Here is a 16,557-nt window from a genome sequence, read left to right on the forward strand (position 1 = left end):
CAGGTTTAGCCTTCAACCAACCAACGAGGTTTATGATGAAATCACCACTATTTACACCAGAAAATACCGCTATGCTACTTATTGATCATCAAGTCGGCACTATGGGCTGGGTCGGCTCTGCGAGCCTGGAAGAAATTAAAATGAATACCATTGCATTGGCACGAGCGGCTGATGCTGTTGGTATGCCGTTAATTCTTACCTCTAGCATGGAAGATCAGGCACAGGGGCCTTTGTTTGAAGAGTTACAACAGGCGGTACCAGAGGCTTACGCTAATCGAGTTATACGAGGTGGCATGGTTGATTCTATGAAAGATGAGGGCTTTGCCAATGCTGTAAAAAATACTGGACGAAAAAATCTTATCATTGCGGGTATTACGACTGACGTTTGTGTGGTTTACCCCGCTATAACCTCAGTGCAAGCAGGTTATAATGTTCAGGTTGTTGTTGACGGCTCAGGATCTCCCACCCAAACGGCTGACGATACCGCTTTACGACGCATGGAAAACAATGGCGTAACATTGACAACGACCAACCAGTTAGTTGCCGAACTTGCTCAAGACTGGAGCACCGAAAACGGTCAGAAACTCATGCAGGTATTGTATGAAGAAATATTATCAAAGTAACACTAGTCATCCAAATTAGTGTCGAAAATTAAAGCTAGCCAAACACCTTTGTAGTGAAATATTACTACAAAGGTGTCTGAGCGTTTTCGCTGAACAGTGCTTATTAACACTTGTGAACTTAAAACGAAGCTAAAAATCAACTAAAGCGATTGTCTGCTATCAGGAAATAGTTAAACTCCAGAAATGAAACACCACTGACAGGAATGAGCTTAAACCCGTCTGACAGCCGAGTAAAAAAATTGGCTTACATTCTTCTAAATATGCCCATAGTTTTGCAAAGACTTAATGTCTTCTTTTGGCTAATCAGTGACCTAAAGAACAAACCATATTTAATGTCATCAATGCGCACTTACTTGTCGTTAGGATATCTTTTGAAATAGCAATTTTTTAAAGCAAAACTAAAAATTTATACAACGGACTACTCTAAAGTCAGTAGCTGCCACACTGGAGACATTAGCATTTGAGAATTTATACTGAAATTTTTTTTATGTTTTGATCTACAGCGGGCATGGCTTAAAACCATGTTGAATTAGCCGTTTCCTGATAGTTGACGTTCAAAATGGATGAAGTTACTCGCGTCATGATGATTATTTTTTGCCAATAAACAGTTAAACCTGAATGCGATCAAACCTAAACATTGCGTTCATAGGTACTTAATTGAACGTTAATTATATCGCACTACCCCTAAAGATAATAAACTAAGAACCAAAATTTAATTGTTTGTACAAATAATTGACTTTATCTGCATTCTATTAGAATGTTACCACTTTATACCAATTGCAGTTATAGGGACGTAATGTGGCATTTCTCTCAAGGTTAATAAATACCAGTCGATTATCAAGAGTATTATTGATTCGAATATTATTATTTAGCGGGTTATTTACCGTAATAATTACCGCTGTCCAATTGTCACTGAATTATCAAAAAGAGACAGAAGAATTACAAACAATATCTCAACAATTAGCTGAAACAAATGCACCTTCTTTGGCTAGGGCTCTTTGGGAACTCAATGCTACAAAAGCTAATGATATAGGTATATATTTGATGCGGATTGGCCTTTTTAAATCTATAACTATCAAGGATGAAAATGGGGATACAATGGTCTTTTTAGGTGAAAAAGACATAGAGGCTCATCAAACGTCGATCAAACTACAATTTGAATATTCGGGTCGAACTGGAACTGTAGGAACTTTTGAATATCAAATTGTTACAGACATAGTAAAACGAAAAATCAAGGATGATTTCATCATCATTCTTATCTCTCAGTTTATTAAGACCTTTTTTGTTTCCATTTTTATCCTCTTTATCATCCATAAATTGGTAATCCGTCATTTAAATGAAATATCTAACTGGTTAAATAATTTCAAGCCAGAATCATCATTCAGTCCGCTTGCATTGGAGGCTGACAAAGGCAGCAGTAACGAGATGGTTAAGCTTAAATCGGCTATTAGTGAGATGGGACAACAGGTGCATAAGCACTCTACAGGGTTAGAAAAAGTTGTAGCTGAGCGTACTGCTGAATTAGAAAAACTTGCATATACTGACAGCCTAACGGGCGTTACTAATAGAGGCGCTTTTCTCCAAGCAGCAAACGAAGAATTAAACCGCTCACGACGGTTATCCTATGATGTTGGTGTGATGATGTTAGATTTAGACCACTTTAAAGCAATCAATGATACCTATGGTCATGATGCTGGAGATAAAGTGCTTAAACAAGTATCCCAAGCAATGGCTAACTGCTTACGAAAAGAAGACACATTAGGCCGAATAGGTGGTGAAGAGTTTGCCGTTATTACGCCCGGTGCTGATAAGAGGGGGATGCATAAACTAGCTTCACGATTACAACAAGCTATCGCGATACTTAATTTCTCATTTCTACCAGATAACAAAAATATCACCGTAAGTATTGGTTATACCAAAGTCAGTAATGATGAAGACTTTAAAGCAGCTCTAAAAAGAGCTGATGAGCATTTATATACTGCAAAAGCTTCTGGTAGGAATACTTTTATAACAGATAAGGGGTTTTTACCTCGTATTGTGAGTTAAGCTTTGAGGATAAAATGCCTTTCAAACTATCTAAAGATCGTTCCAAGCTGAAGTTTAGAATGAAGTCGACTGGCAGGTATGAGCTTGAAGCTCACAATAGACCATACTTAGTTCTCCATTAATAACGGAGAACTATCATGTTTTCTTTAACCGTTTATAAACCAACTGAGCCATGGAATAAAAACAAAATTGTTGGGCAAAAATTACCACTTAAGTTACAACAAATTTGGGCAATCCGAATCAGGCTAGAATTAGTGAATAATATAAGAGACCTTGCACTTTTTAACCTTGCTATAGATAGTAAATTAAGAGGATGCGATTTAGTTACTCTAAAAATAAGGGATATTGCTCACGGAAAAACTATTCAGTCGAGAGCTATTATTGTTCAAAAAAAGACAGGATTACCCGTTCAATTTGAACTTACCGAAAATACACGTCATTCAGTTCAAGCTTTAATTACAAATTCTCATCTAAGCTAAAACGATTATTTGTTTAAATCACGAATACACTCGTCAGAACACCTATCAACACGTCAGTATGGAAGAATTGTTGATGCTTGGGTTTCCATGATTGGTTTAGATGAAACCCAATATGGAACTCATACGATGAGAAGAACGAAGCCATCATTGATATACAAAAAAACTAAAAATCTATGAGCGTGCCAATTGTTGCTAGGTCATCGAAAGCTTGAAATAATAAAAAAAATATCTTTCTTTTTAACTATAGCTTTCACAACAACTCGCTCTGTTTTATCTAAAGTGGATAGTGAAACCGCATTTCAACAAGGATAGGGATAACAATATGAAGATATTAGGGAAGATAAAAACATTGAATGCTTACTTGATCCTAATTGATGCTTGTGTATTCTTCCTGTGAAAATAATTGTACAGACATAAACTTGACCAATGCGATGGCAATACCCGCCACATTATTGATCTAAAGAGTGTTATTAATTAACCGCTGACATTGTTAAACATTATAAAAATAAGTACTATCTCTATCGATAGGGATAATCAAATGGATAGCCTTAAGAAATAATATATGGAAATAAAAATGATAAAAAAACTAAAATTAATATGTCTAACCTCATTCATTATTCTAACTTTGGTGGGCTGTGCCTCATCTCCTTCAGAAGATGAAAAAGTTGCATTAATTACAAACCAAAAGATTATGGAAGTAGATAAGTTAGAGCAACTCCAATTAACATATCGCTTTCAAAACTCGATGACAAGATCAGAGGCTCAGGATTTTTTTAATTATATTAAGTCAGATAAAATTATCGATGAAATAGGTCCGATTATACAAAATGCCACACATCATTCAACCAATATAGCAAAAGCCAGCTTATTATATTCTAACTTTTGGGAGAAAGCTTATGCATCAGGAAACCTCAGAAGTTCACTAGGTGTAGTTGCTGTTACTGGGTTAGCCATTTCTGCACTGATCCCAGATAGCCCACCAATGCATACCAGCTCTTATTATGTTAAATCATCAGAAACTGAATATTTAACAGCTGATGAAGTTACTAAGATAGCGAGACAGAAAACATTAGATGCTACTAAAGATTTTTTTCAATCTGAAGGCTACGAAGTAATATGTGAATTGGGCTGTACTGAAGATATAAAAGTTGAAGACAATGCCAATATACGCTTATGGCTAGGCTTAAGACAACCTGAAATAAAAACAACTTATCACAAACATAAAGCGATTCAAGTTAATCTAAAGTTGAATCAATTAGTTAAAAATGAAGACGACTACTCTATATTTTCGAACGATCAAATAGGGTATAAAACAGCAGGTATATCCGATTGGAATATTGATTTGGTAGGGCCTAATAGCTACAGTTCTGAGGTAGAAAAGTATGGTTATAAATATGATGCATTAAATATGAGAATACAAGGCACGATGATATATCGAAAATTCTTTCAATATATTACCGCAAAAATGCCGGGTTACTCAGCTATGCATAGAGGAAAGTATAATATTCATTATCATGTAAAAGAGGCCTACAGTAATGGTAAAGCATACTTACTACATGATGAATTCATGGAATATTCATTAATAAAAGGTGTCCATGTTGAATAACACTTTTTTTTGTGACTCTGATGTAAGTCTATTCAGTAAAAGGTATAGAGAAAGTGTAGATAGCTCTAGGCTGTTTTAAATTATTAAAGTTAGAACAAAGATAAATAACACTTTCTTTTGATTGAGCGACCAATAATCATCTCCTATAACACCTAGGGTAACTTTAATGAGCACTATTATATCATTATGAAATTAAGACTATGGCAATCTGAATGCATCGATTTAGCGTTAAAGCTATCTCCCATTAAGCCACCCATAATAACTTGTTTTTTTTTCCAACAATAAACCACACAAGTTACAGATAATCTTGGCTAATATTGCCCTAAATATTCTCCTGAATTTGCAAAGGCTTAATGTCCGCTATTGGCTATAAGTGATCATTAAAAATACTGACTGAATATCAAGTATTATAGTAAAAAAATCAATAAACCCTCATATTATGCGAGGTTAGAAAGTGGTACCAAAAAAGCGATATTGAGGTACCTATTTTTCCTAACAAGTTATTAGTTCAAATTCGGACTGTAATTTTAAGGAGAATGACTATGAGAATTCTAGTCACGTCAATTAAAGGGGGTGTTGGTAAGTCTTCAATTGCATCTTGTCTCGCTGTTTATCTTGGTTCACTTTATGTCACCAATGATTTAATTAGCGGCAACAATGATGATGAAAATTTAATAGAGCCAAACCGTAAAAGAATCCCGTTAGCATTTTCTCGTATCCGAGACATTGTTTATGATTTTGGTGCAATGTATTCACAACTTGATAGTAAAATAGCGCATGCCGCTGACCTATGTGATGTGTTTGTTATACCAACTTTAACCGATGTTCGTAGTTTAAAAGGTGCTATTCAAACCTACGAGTTACTGAAAGTTAAAGAAACGCCAATCGTTATCATCATTAATAATTTTACTAGCGAAAAAAAGTTTAATGCGGCGCAGGAATACTTACTTAAGCAGCTAGGTCAGGTACCAATATTAGCCATTCGTAAAACGACACTGTTTGAGCGATTTGCTGAGCATGGTAAAACGTGGCTCGCTAACATCCACAATAAGCACGGGGAGTGGATGTTATCAAATTCTAAAAAGGCTCATGATAAGGTTTACGATGCGATTGTGCGTATAGGGAATTCATAAAATGCAGACACTACAAGAGCTAGAAGCAGCTATTGGCGGTAGACCAACATTACCTAATAAAAAATGTCGAATGAGTTTTTACCTTAATGCTAATGATTCAATCAAGCTAAAAGCATACGCTATCGAAAAAGAAACAACGGTGAGCACTATAGTTCGAGAACTTCTAAAGCCTTTAGTAATAATGCTATAACGAATAGTCGAGATAACCTAAAGGGTTATCTCGACTTTAGTAATGTGTGCTAACGACCTAATTCAGTCCTTTAAGATAACTATTAAGCCCTGAACAAAACCAATCACCTCTATATATTTCTTCATTACCATACGCTTCGTAAAAGTAACGCATGGTGACTCCGAAAATAAAGGGTATTTCGCTAGCGTGTAATGCATTAAATTCACAGTATTTTTCTACTGCTTTAACCAAACAATCTGCAATTCCACCATTACTTAAAGACTTCGTCGGTGTCCTATAAGTAAATTTTGTTACCTTACCTTCTAATAATGCTTCAAAAGATACCGCAACGTAATCCGATGAAGTACATTCTTCAAGCCTACGCTTACCACAAAAATCGATGCTGTAATTTGATTCAAATGTAAGCTCAAAAAAATCATTACCATAATTAACACAACAAGGATAAACAGGCTCTAATGGGAATATTATACTTGCCATATCAATATCATATAAATTACTTATATCTAGTGCAGAGAATCCTTCAGGCGCTTTATTGTGCTCATGGTAATACTGATAACATTGTAATGCCACGAGCATAGAAGGTGATGGTTTATAGTTGTTATGCAACACATCCTCAACTATTTGTTGCTCAAAACTGATTTTATCCCCTTCTAGATCCCGCTTGTCTTTTGCTAAATCTGTTGGGTACAGCATATCCATATTAAGCCAACTAAGCGCAAAAGGGGTTGGTGAAAGAAGCTTTTCATTAGGAAATTTAGCTTGTCTAGATGTGATAAATAAGACGTGTTGTAACATATCTACTTGCTCTGGAAATACTAGAGAAATATATTGATAAGCTTGATCATAAGCCTTATTAGAACTGATTAGAGAACTGAATTCTGCTGTACCGTGTATGTTGCCATATATTGTAAAAATTGAAACTTGTACAGTAAACACCCCACCTTTAATGACGCAGTTAATATTAGCAGGGATATAAACGCCTGAAGTACCAGGCTCATAAATTATACCCATTTCATTTTGAAAAAAAGACTTTACACCATTGTAATGAAAAACGTTCTTACGTATTGAACGAAGGCCCTCTCCTTGGTTCAAACTTGATAAATAAGTTTCCTTATAAGACGGCGTCGATTGGTAAACTGAAAAAATAGCTTCCGAATGGGTAACTTCACAACGGTGATCGTCTTCAGGTACGTAATGCTGTACTACATAGTCACTTAACAATGACTCTTGTAATAATTGCCTATCTTCAGGGTAAGCGGCAGCGACAAAATCGCATGCATTGATAAGTGCGGATGGTAGCTCTGCTTTTCTATATGCCATGCAAGAAGTGAACTTACTAATAACAGAATCACTAGGGTTTTCTGTAATTGACGCTACTAAGCAAAAGTAATTACCATTATTAATAAAGCTGGTTACATTAAATGGGGCTAGTATTTCTTTTGGCTGAAAACCATCGTAAAAACCTTTTTTGGATTGCTCAAAAAATCCTTTTGATGGTAAAACATAGCCAGTGCCAACTATTTCTTTTTTGGGATGAACACACTCATTGTGCTCATGAAATAAATTATACGACATTTTCTTTTCCTTATTAGGAGTTGATTAAAGTGTCGCTAATGTACTTGGGATTTGAGTCGAAATATTGAAAGTTAAGCTTTTCCAGAAAGCTACTCTAGGCTGGTTTAATTGTAGAAAGGAAACCATGCTATCAATGCATTAATTGCATCAAATGCTTTGGTATTAGTGACCTATAACTATAAGCGAGATAACCTATTGCGCTATCTCATTTTGTTACGCTAACTATTTTAAATCAATTATGTCTAAATACCCCCTCAATTACATATGGAAGATCAGTCAGTATTAAATGATCTCAATAGGCTATTTTACGGAGGCTAATTGAAGGTTTCGTCAAGCATTAGCGGTTCATGGAAATCAACATAATTCGATATACATGAATGAAACCATTTGTAGCATTTATCTAATGCCTGTTTATCAGAAGTATTTCCTAATGATTCGAATACAGACGAGAAGCTATAATCAGTCTGTAAAACACCTGCAACACTGTTCATGTAACAAAAGGGAATATCATTAAATTCACAATACTTTTCAAATGCTTTGATATAGCAGTCAGGCAAGAAACCTTTTTTAACAAGAGGTTTAGGCGTTTTATAGCAGAACTGAGTAACCTCACCATCGATTAAAGCTTCAAAATAAACGTAATGAAAGCAGGCCTCATCATCAGAAGAGTCATTATCAAAGAAAGTGAATACATTAGGGCAATTATCAAGGGCTGTTGAATATTCCTCGCCTATATTTACATACCTTTCATCAATGGACTGAGGTGACTTGAGGCTAAAATAATAGTATTGAAAGCAATCCAAACTATTATATGTACTGATTGAGGGGCTATAATTTTGAAAAGTGACTTCTTCAACAATATTTCTTTTTCTTTTAAAACCACCCAATTCAATCATGTGTTCATCAGCAATCTTACTTATTGGTTTTAGGAAGGCTGATAGCTCAATACCAGAATAGTTAATCTGCTTGATTATGATGGACAGAACTTCAATCAAAATAGGTGCATATTTTTGATACCGCTCAGATAAGAACTTTTTAGCTTGCTCCTCAGCCGTTACGCCATTTAATGAACAAGACTCAAGCACCATTGCCCATTTACATTTTTCTTCTATTGTAATGAGCAGCGAACCGTCTTGAAGCTGTGCGTTAATAGCAACTGGAATATAAAAGCCGTCATCTCCGGGATCAACGAATATCCCGAATTCTGTTTGAACAAAGCCCAACTCATTATTGTGGCTGTAAGTAGAGCCAGTGAGTGATAATTCATTATGCATAAGTACCTCTTTTTATTTGCATTGCTTTTCCTTAATAGGAAGTGATTAAATTGTCGCTAATGTACTTGGGATTTGAGCTAAAAGAATAAGAGTTAGGGATTTCCAGAATAAGTAACTAAGGTTGATTTGTTGTTGACAGCAAAACCACGAAAGAAATGCATGGAGCAGATTGTTTTATAAGGTTTTTCTAGAGAAAACCACGATAACCACGATAACCACGGTATTTTCAAGGAGTGAGTTTGTCATTTCACAAAACCTCATTAATTTTTATTATTTACTGATGAGATCAAATAAAGAATATCTTTTTTAGGGAAGGATTAAATAAGTGTACTATCTCAATCAATCTTCCGTGGTAAGCGGGGTTTTAGGTAAAAGTCATATTCTACAAAGGCTGGAGAGTAACAGTTAGACACAAAAAACGGGGCTTAGCTTCCGCATGCCCCGTTTCTTCGTATTATTAATGTCATTATGAACTGCTTTTCAAGGTTATTGGTGCGTTGCAATAATGGTATCTTTGATAGCAAAGAAATTTAATCGCCCAACCCCCTCTACTTTTATTCTGCACGTATAGCGCTTGTCTTTTTCAGTACTGTGCGTATGCAGCAAACCAGCATCCATTAGTGCCTTTTTAGTAATGTTGATACTGATACCATCAGAGGCTTTAGCTAAGTGCTCTTTTGATAAAAGGAATAATCCATCTTTCTTAAAGCCAATGTTATCTTGATTAGCTTCAATATCGTCATCGTCAGTTGAACGAAAACGGAGTAAATGTTTTGTAATGTAAGCACCAATATTTTCAATCGCGCGAGTTCCCTCATCAACCGTTTCTTCACTTCCATACCAAGCATTGATTGCATCAAACACAGCATTTTCAACTTGACCTTGGGTGATATTCAATACGCCATATTCCACCGCTAACGTACCCGCAAGCTCCACCAATGCAAATCGGTCAATGATGCGGTAGTGCTCGCTCGACATACTATCGTCATAGTAACTTTGTGCTAAGGCTTGGTGCCTCGCCGCCAAGTTTTCATACATCTGCTCAAATGTGGAAAATTGCTCTGTTAGTTTTTTAATGAACGCTGGGCCAGCATGACCATAATATTGACTCGCCGAACGTTTGATTTTCTCAACAGTCCCCTTTCTCTCAGAATTTACTAGTAGCGCATCGTCATCACCATTAAAGCCATCTAAAGGTATATCAATTAAGCGTACCGCCATTCCTGGCTTAAACTTCTTGCCACCCATTTTGATTTTTTCCCGCATACTCATCTCAGCAGAAGAAATAAACATAATTGTCCATTGAGTTGGCTGAACTGCATTACGGTTTTGGTCCATGACTAATGACCCCATACCTTCAGCAATGGTATAGACAGAGCTGGTAAAGGTTTTATCATCAGCAAGACCTAATTCATCTAATGCCATTCCAGTACCCGAGCGACTAGGTGGTAATGTTTCAATACCGCGAGACGTTGCATTCCAGTTCTTAATAAACACACCTGTTGAACCACTGCCCGTAGTACCACCATTCCCCCACACTGAAGCATAACCTTGTAAAGAAGCTGTCTTACCCTTTGATGATGCACCCCATAAATTAAAGCCGCCTGATTCAAGTTTCAATGGCTTTAATAAACAACTACTAAATGCGGCAAGCAAAGTAAATAAACCAAAATTAATGGTTGATACAGGCGCAAGCACATTATCTTGCCACTGGGTTAAAGTGCCACTTGTTGCAAAGACATCACTCGAATTTTTATCCTTAGGTTGATAAGCATATTCATTCTTCAATGGTGATGCGCTAATGGCTCCGCTTGGCATCATAAATGCCATTTCATCATCTAACCAACCTAAACGGTCTACCGTTGTAATTCTTGGTAGTCCTTCGAAATGGTCAGTTAAGTACTTACAAAGAAGTTTGATTTTTCCCATTACTAAAGGAAAACCTTGCTCTGTTAATACCGATGAAATTGAACCTCTCTCGTTATGCATATCTGAAAATTCAATATCTAAAGTACAAGGTTGACCATCAAAATTCGTATAAGCAACACGTATCGCCCAGCCACTATTACCTTGTTCGCTACGCATCAACCCTACAGGAATAGCAGGTTTATATGTGATCCGCTCTAAATGACGTCTGTTATTGTTTTTATTAAATTGATTAACAAAAATGCCATCATCTCTAACCGCATAATCATCACTAGGCGAGAAGTTAGAACAAGTCCCAAGCTTGTTGATACTTATCGGCTTAAGTTGTTCAACATCCTGCATCTAAGACCTCCTGATTTAATAAAGTAGCAGGGGTTTTTGCTTCACTGATAATAAAATCATGAGCTTCTACTTGAGTACAAAGCTCATAGCCAGTGAAAATTAAATCATTGGCATAAGCACTTAGGGGCGGAAATTCACCATTGGGTAATTCATGAGAAAATCGATCTTGATTGTTCATCATTTATTCCTTATTTTACGTTGACTAATTGCGCTTGCTCAAACTTGATAACTTCCTCTAAAGGAAAGCGAACAAGCCTGCCGCAGTACATATAAGCAGGGATTTTTTCTGGGTAGTTAGCCATTGCTTTATCTACCCAAGAGGTCGAAGTTCGAAATCGCTCAGCAAGCTCTTTCTTCGTTAAGTACGTCATATTGACGACTCCTTAGTGTTAATAAATGTAGTGAGAAATGATAAAACTTCTCATGTTAACCGTATGGATAATCAAATATTTCCAGACAGTGGTCTTGGCTTTATACTTTATTGGTGAAGCGCAAAACTGAGCAGGATATTAGAGACTAAGGCTTACTTCGTCAGAGGAGTTGATGTTTTCCAGAATGAAGGTATAGGCAGGATTAAAAAGCCAATTCAAGACTATGCTTGAATTGGCTATTGGTTAACTGTGATATAGATCTACAACTGCTTCTGAGGCTTCCATTAGCGTATTGTGATCGTGATAGATGTAGAGGTTAGTAGTTTTAATATCACTATGATTTAATAATTTTTGAGCCATGTGAGCATTATTTTTGGCGACAGCCGTACAAAATATTGCTCTACAGTAATGAAAACCAAACTCACTCAGCCCCAATGGCTCTATTACCTTATGCAACATTCGGTGCGGTGGAATAATAGGCTTATTGGTTAATACTGCTGACGGGAATAAATGTTCATTATGTGTATTACTCAGTAGTCGATTTACTACAACTTTAGCTTGGCTATTAATAGGCAGCCCAAAAGGACGATCAGATTTATTTTCTTCAATCCAAATCACTGTACCGTCTTGTTCAATGTCACATTTTCGCAATGACAATGCTTCTGATACACGCATTCCTGTATAAATAAGTAAAAGCAGCAAATCATATATAGCATGCTTGCCAATATTTTTATTACACAGACTAATTAATAACTTTACTTGCTCTTTAGTTGGCAACTTTTTCTGATGAGTGTTATTTTCTTTACGCTTTTTGATCCCCTTTAGCGGTGATTTATTTTCATCAATATACCCTTTCTCAATAGCAACAGAGAAAACACTACCTATTAGGGAGTGATAGCGGTTCACTGTACTGGGCTTGAGCACCAAAGCACGCTCATCGAGTAATGCGGTAATATCAAAACTGGTAATACTACCTAACGCCATATCTCCTAGTGCAGGAATGAAATAATTCTCAAGTCGCTGCATACACTCCAGTGCTGTTTTAATGGTATTGAGCACTTTGGGTTGATAATGAAGGTAAATAAAGTCTTTAAACTTCATTTGACTATATACGTTAAATTCACCAGATTGCACATCAGCTTTAAACTGAGCAGCCATCTGCCTTGCTGTGGGAATAGATAGATAAGGAAAATTACCTAACCGAATATAATAGCGCTTCGTTTTCCAAAACACTCGTCCTATAAACGTAGCGCTGTTTGCATACTTAATAATACGTAACACAGGCTCGGTTAAATCAGTAACTTCAACTTGATTTCTACCCGCTAATTCAATAGATTGGATCACTTTCTTGGTTAATTGTACTTTCTTTGCCATAGGCACCTCTTTTCAATTCAAAGTGCGTAGATTAAGTGTGGTTAGCTCTATTTACAGACAAGTTAAGGTTTTCCAGAATGGATTCAGAGTCGTTGTTAGATCCGGTATTAAATCATCTGAAAGTGTTGCTAAATACAAATGTGCCAGAGAAACAGTTAGTTACGATTTCGAATATTTTTAACCTTAAAGGCGGTTTACATGAAGGCTCTATTCAAGATGCGCAAGTAAATAATGTTGATATTAAAGAGTTCACTCAACATACCGCTAAAAAATACATAGATAAATGCTACTACATACGCCCTTTTTTATTAGCACAATTAAAAAGAAATCATTGCTCTGAACATGCCCCCCAATTAATTACCAATAAATGGGTTGATACAAAGCATCCTGTAGATAATTCAAATTTAGAAGATACGTCTCTCAATGTTTCCGTTTATGACGGTGATCATGAAAGCTTTATAGATGCAATAAAAAATATAATGCCAGATTATGACAGTGAGGCTGCTAGTAACCCCATCACTATAATGCTTCCTTATAGTAATGAATTTAATCAAGATAAGTTTATCAGTGAAGGTAAAGGGTGGGACATTTATAATTTGGATAAAGATACAACTGCTCAACTATTTTCATCAACTGCAGATTCTCTTTATTTTATTGCAAGCTTGCAACTACTAGGGCTGAACGATGCGCCAATTAACCAGTTATTAACCCAAGCAGGTTTACTCGAAGATATTTCTGCTTATACAGATATGAAGAAAACATTATTAGGTAAACTCTCGGCCATTTCACGAAGTACAGAAAAGTCTGATATAGAATTCATTGAATCAATTCAAAGCCAAGTAAGTAAGCTAAGTGATTTTCATACATATAAGGATTTTGAGTTTTTAAGCCGCTTAAAAGATGAAATTTCAAATGAAGCTAAAGGGCATTCTATTACTAAATTGAATGATTTTGTTATTGAAGTTAATAAATTATTTGAGAAAAAAGAATGGGGTGACCATTTGAAATATCTACAATGTTCAGATAATGGAAAAAATTTTATTCCCCTTAGTCAACTATATGGAAACTTAAATCTTGATGGCGTTGGCCTAGCTCCTAAGTCAGAAAAAGAGGTCCAAAATTTAGTGACAGAAGTTATTAAAAAAGCAATAACCCCTAGCTTTAAAAGTAATATTTCAAAAAATTATGAAGGGGAACAGTTTAAAACGTTTTCACACCTTAACCGTTTAAAGTATCAAAAATCTGAAGGAAAATGTGTCGTAGCTCGTGACCTTAAAAGCATACGTAAAGGTTTAAGTTATATTTTATCGCATACATCAGGCGTTGCTATTACCTTAAACGTTCCCTTTATTGATTCAAAGGTATCAAATAAAAGAATGGGAACACCTACTTTGCTAATGCCTCACTTTTGGACTGAAACAATTAATTTTTTGAGAGACTCAACACAAAAGAAAAGGAAAGGCTTTACACCATTAACTGCCAAAGATTTAAATGTGGAGGCAGGCAAAGAAGAGGTTGAAGAGATGGTGACCAAATTTTCCAAAATGTTTGGCCTTATTACTGGTAATGAAAACGCTGAAGTACCTTTAACCAAAAAAACATCGACTAAAAAAAATATGGATATGTTGCGTTGTAATGAAGAAATCACAAAAAAGATTTTTACGTCAGGATATGTAAAACAAGACTTTCCAATACGTCTATTTCCAGACCCAAAATAAATTAACCACTTAAGTTAAGGTGATTAATTTATTTAGTAATTAGCTTAATGCACAATAGCCTCTAAGACTTGGCAACATAAATCATCTAGATCTGCATCAGGAAATATTTGTAAAATAGGAACTAACTGATAGAAGCGGGTTACATCCTCGCTATAATGCGGTTCATACGGGCAAATAAATGCTTGAACATGGTTTCTAATTATTTTTCTTGCTTGTTTTTTTGTTAAGGATTTAGTCATGGTAATTACTCTTAGTAAGTTGTGTATCTTTAAGCTTACGAGAGATAATATTAACTAGCAGGATGGTTAGGTTTTTCCAGATTTTTGCTTAGGCATTAAAATCTTCTGAATGGCACTTGCTGTATAAGTAATAGCTTTTAAATTTTGGACAAGGAAGTTAATTAATGCGAAAGAAAGGTAAGTTAATCAAATGGAATGCAGATAAAGCATTTGGTTTTATCCAACCTAATGGTGGCGGTGATCAAATTTTCATCCACAAAACAGCACTAGAAAATCGCACTCGAATACCTCAAGTTAATGAAGTCATCACCTTTTCACTAGCAAAAGATAATCAAGGTAGATATTGCGCTGGCGAAGCTACTTTTTCAGGTGAAAAGCTAAAGAAAAAGCAGGCTAACAAAGTGAGTAAGTTCTCAATTTATTTAGCTGTACTATTCCTCGGGTCACTCTCTATCGCTTTCTTCCTGAATCATATACCTAAGAATTTACTTCTCGCCTACTTGGGGTTAAGTGTTGTTACCTTTCTGGCATATTGGTTTGATAAATCAAAAGCTCAACGAGGCGCTTGGCGTACTCAAGAAAGTACATTGCACATGTTCTCATTACTAGGCGGTTGGCCGGGAGCAGCTATCGCTCAGCAAATACTTAGACACAAATCCCAAAAGCGAGAGTTTAGAACAAGCTTTTGGTTTACTGTATTTGTTAATATTGGAGCTTTAAGTTTGCTATTATCCCCAAATGGCAATGCCTTATTAATACTTTTTAAATAACGAATTCAATACACAGGGAGTCCTAATGCCATTACCATCACAGTTAACACCAGGAATGACTTTAACCAATAATGATCTTCATGATTATTTTAAAGTCGGTAATAGTGGAGGAATGAGAAAAAGTAATACGCTCGAATGTTTAGTGCTTATTTGTGATCATTCTAAAAGTTTATATGACGATAAATGGGATAATAACGGTGTTCTCCATTACACAGGCATGGGGTCAAAAGGTAAACAATCTCTCCAATTTGCTCAGAATAAAACTGTAGCAAATTCTGCAGCTAATAATATTCCTTTGTATTTGTTTGAACGATTTGACGGTAAACAGCCGTATAAATTTCATGGCATATGTGAGCTGGCATCAGCTCCTTACACTGCTCAACAATTTGATATTGATAATCAAATGCGCGATGTTTGTATTTTTCCATTGAGATTAAAGAGTGGAGCCCCTCAGGCTTTTAGTGAAAATGAAATTGAATCCAGCATTTTAACCAAGAAAAAATTAGCTAAGAAGTTTACTAATGAAGAATTAGCAGAACTAGAAAATGAAATAAATACGACCCCAAAGCTAAAAAACAAAAATAAAAATAGAATTCGCAAAGTTAAAGCACATGAACGAAGTCAGCTACTTGTTGAGTATGCGTTAAGACGAGCAGATGGTGTATGTCAGCTTTGTGACGGTGACGCTCCATTTTCAAAGAATAATGGCGACCCATATTTAGAGGTTCATCATGTAATATGGCTTGCCCTGGGAGGGAAAGACCGTTGGTATAATGTTGTAGCACTATGCCCTAATTGCCATAGAAAAATGCATATAGTCAAAGACAAAGTAGATATAAAAACATTAGCTAATATTGCTACAATCAAATTACTAAGAAAGTAAGTTAGACT

The 16,557-nt window shown here is 35.8% G+C and carries 16 protein-coding genes; 9 read left to right on the forward strand and 7 right to left on the reverse strand.

Annotated elements, in window-relative coordinates; all coding sequences use genetic code 11:
* Positions 1-35: 35 nt before the first annotated feature.
* From H4J70_RS09425 to H4J70_RS09450, 6 genes are all read left to right on the forward strand, one after another.
* The gene (locus tag H4J70_RS09425) at positions 36-623 is read left to right on the forward strand and encodes an isochorismatase family protein (RefSeq protein WP_182251048.1); all 588 of its coding nucleotides are present in this window, start codon (positions 36-38) and stop codon (positions 621-623) included.
* Between the two features lie 798 nt (positions 624-1,421).
* Positions 1,422-2,669: a diguanylate cyclase gene (locus H4J70_RS09430; RefSeq protein ID WP_310740327.1), complete on the forward strand. Its 1,248-nt coding sequence runs from the start codon at positions 1,422-1,424 to the stop codon at positions 2,667-2,669.
* Between the two features lie 137 nt (positions 2,670-2,806).
* The gene (locus tag H4J70_RS09435; protein WP_259368034.1) at positions 2,807-3,148 is read left to right on the forward strand and encodes a hypothetical protein; all 342 of its coding nucleotides are present in this window, start codon (positions 2,807-2,809) and stop codon (positions 3,146-3,148) included.
* Positions 3,149-3,710: 562 nt separating this feature from the next.
* Complete coding sequence (locus H4J70_RS09440) at positions 3,711-4,754, forward strand: hypothetical protein (protein ID WP_182251002.1); 1,044 nt, start codon at positions 3,711-3,713, stop codon at positions 4,752-4,754.
* A 542-nt stretch (positions 4,755-5,296) separates the two neighbouring features.
* The gene (locus H4J70_RS09445) at positions 5,297-5,887 is read left to right on the forward strand and encodes a hypothetical protein (RefSeq protein ID WP_182251003.1); all 591 of its coding nucleotides are present in this window, start codon (positions 5,297-5,299) and stop codon (positions 5,885-5,887) included.
* Between the two features lies 1 nt (position 5,888).
* Positions 5,889-6,077, forward strand: a complete 189-nt coding sequence (locus H4J70_RS09450; protein ID WP_182251004.1) for a hypothetical protein — start codon at positions 5,889-5,891, stop codon at positions 6,075-6,077.
* Between the two features lie 57 nt (positions 6,078-6,134).
* Here H4J70_RS09450 and H4J70_RS09455 read toward each other — a convergent pair whose 3' ends face one another.
* The 6 genes from H4J70_RS09455 to H4J70_RS09480 all read right to left on the reverse strand — a co-directional run bounded on the left by H4J70_RS09455 (position 6,135) and on the right by H4J70_RS09480 (position 12,939).
* Positions 6,135-7,652 carry a hypothetical protein gene (locus H4J70_RS09455; RefSeq protein ID WP_182251005.1) on the reverse strand — a complete coding sequence of 506 codons (1,518 nt, stop codon included), beginning with the start codon at positions 7,650-7,652 and terminating at the stop codon, positions 6,135-6,137.
* A gap of 314 nt (positions 7,653-7,966) precedes the next feature.
* Positions 7,967-8,926: a hypothetical protein gene (locus H4J70_RS09460; RefSeq protein WP_182251006.1), complete on the reverse strand. Its 960-nt coding sequence runs from the start codon at positions 8,924-8,926 to the stop codon at positions 7,967-7,969.
* A 486-nt stretch (positions 8,927-9,412) separates the two neighbouring features.
* Positions 9,413-11,194, reverse strand: a complete 1,782-nt coding sequence (locus H4J70_RS09465; RefSeq protein WP_182251007.1) for a DUF927 domain-containing protein — start codon at positions 11,192-11,194, stop codon at positions 9,413-9,415.
* A complete protein-coding gene (locus H4J70_RS09470; RefSeq protein ID WP_182251008.1) occupies positions 11,181-11,372 on the reverse strand; it encodes a hypothetical protein in 192 nt (63 codons plus the stop codon). Before H4J70_RS09470 ends, H4J70_RS09465 begins: the two co-directional genes overlap by 14 nt.
* Before the next feature lie 10 nt (positions 11,373-11,382).
* Positions 11,383-11,565: a hypothetical protein gene (locus tag H4J70_RS09475; RefSeq protein ID WP_182251009.1), complete on the reverse strand. Its 183-nt coding sequence runs from the start codon at positions 11,563-11,565 to the stop codon at positions 11,383-11,385.
* 243 nt (positions 11,566-11,808) lie between these two features.
* Positions 11,809-12,939 carry a tyrosine-type recombinase/integrase gene (locus H4J70_RS09480; protein WP_182251010.1) on the reverse strand — a complete coding sequence of 377 codons (1,131 nt, stop codon included), beginning with the start codon at positions 12,937-12,939 and terminating at the stop codon, positions 11,809-11,811.
* A gap of 77 nt (positions 12,940-13,016) precedes the next feature.
* On the opposite strand from H4J70_RS09480, the gene H4J70_RS09485 reads away from it, so the two are divergent.
* Positions 13,017-14,657 (forward strand): hypothetical protein, encoded by a 1,641-nt coding sequence (locus H4J70_RS09485; RefSeq protein WP_182251011.1) that lies wholly within the window; start codon positions 13,017-13,019, stop codon positions 14,655-14,657.
* A 44-nt stretch (positions 14,658-14,701) separates the two neighbouring features.
* Here H4J70_RS09485 and H4J70_RS09490 read toward each other — a convergent pair whose 3' ends face one another.
* Positions 14,702-14,896: a hypothetical protein gene (locus H4J70_RS09490; protein WP_182251012.1), complete on the reverse strand. Its 195-nt coding sequence runs from the start codon at positions 14,894-14,896 to the stop codon at positions 14,702-14,704.
* Between the two features lie 164 nt (positions 14,897-15,060).
* Here H4J70_RS09490 and H4J70_RS09495 point away from each other — a divergent pair, with 164 nt between their 5' ends.
* Together H4J70_RS09495 and H4J70_RS09500 are read left to right on the forward strand one after the other, a co-directional pair.
* Positions 15,061-15,666, forward strand: coding sequence for a DUF1294 domain-containing protein (locus H4J70_RS09495; protein WP_182251013.1), 606 nt, complete (start codon positions 15,061-15,063; stop codon positions 15,664-15,666).
* A 25-nt stretch (positions 15,667-15,691) separates the two neighbouring features.
* Positions 15,692-16,549: an HNH endonuclease signature motif containing protein gene (locus H4J70_RS09500; protein ID WP_182251014.1), complete on the forward strand. Its 858-nt coding sequence runs from the start codon at positions 15,692-15,694 to the stop codon at positions 16,547-16,549.
* The last annotated feature ends 8 nt before the right edge of the window (positions 16,550-16,557 follow it).

It is taken from the genome of Colwellia sp. BRX8-9, assembly GCF_014077245.1.
Classification (GTDB): domain Bacteria; phylum Pseudomonadota; class Gammaproteobacteria; order Enterobacterales; family Alteromonadaceae; genus Colwellia_A.

Bases quoted from the DNA above. Each gene is read 5' to 3' on its own strand.
- H4J70_RS09440 (WP_182251002.1), top strand. From the start codon at position 3,711: ATGGAAATAAAAATGATAAAAAAACTAAAATTAATATGTCTAACCTCA.
- H4J70_RS09490 (WP_182251012.1), bottom strand. From the start codon at position 14,896: ATGACTAAATCCTTAACAAAAAAACAAGCAAGAAAAATAATTAGAAAC.
- H4J70_RS09470 (WP_182251008.1), bottom strand. From the start codon at position 11,372: ATGAACAATCAAGATCGATTTTCTCATGAATTACCCAATGGTGAATTT.
- H4J70_RS09455 (WP_182251005.1), bottom strand. From the start codon at position 7,652: ATGTCGTATAATTTATTTCATGAGCACAATGAGTGTGTTCATCCCAAA.
- H4J70_RS09485 (WP_182251011.1), top strand. From the start codon at position 13,017: ATGGATTCAGAGTCGTTGTTAGATCCGGTATTAAATCATCTGAAAGTG.
- H4J70_RS09495 (WP_182251013.1), top strand. From the start codon at position 15,061: ATGCGAAAGAAAGGTAAGTTAATCAAATGGAATGCAGATAAAGCATTT.
- H4J70_RS09460 (WP_182251006.1), bottom strand. From the start codon at position 8,926: ATGCATAATGAATTATCACTCACTGGCTCTACTTACAGCCACAATAAT.
- H4J70_RS09425 (WP_182251048.1), top strand. From the start codon at position 36: ATGAAATCACCACTATTTACACCAGAAAATACCGCTATGCTACTTATT.
- H4J70_RS09465 (WP_182251007.1), bottom strand. From the start codon at position 11,194: ATGCAGGATGTTGAACAACTTAAGCCGATAAGTATCAACAAGCTTGGG.
- H4J70_RS09450 (WP_182251004.1), top strand. From the start codon at position 5,889: ATGCAGACACTACAAGAGCTAGAAGCAGCTATTGGCGGTAGACCAACA.
- H4J70_RS09445 (WP_182251003.1), top strand. From the start codon at position 5,297: ATGAGAATTCTAGTCACGTCAATTAAAGGGGGTGTTGGTAAGTCTTCA.
- H4J70_RS09480 (WP_182251010.1), bottom strand. From the start codon at position 12,939: ATGGCAAAGAAAGTACAATTAACCAAGAAAGTGATCCAATCTATTGAA.
- H4J70_RS09500 (WP_182251014.1), top strand. From the start codon at position 15,692: ATGCCATTACCATCACAGTTAACACCAGGAATGACTTTAACCAATAAT.
- H4J70_RS09475 (WP_182251009.1), bottom strand. From the start codon at position 11,565: ATGACGTACTTAACGAAGAAAGAGCTTGCTGAGCGATTTCGAACTTCG.
- H4J70_RS09435 (WP_259368034.1), top strand. From the start codon at position 2,807: ATGTTTTCTTTAACCGTTTATAAACCAACTGAGCCATGGAATAAAAAC.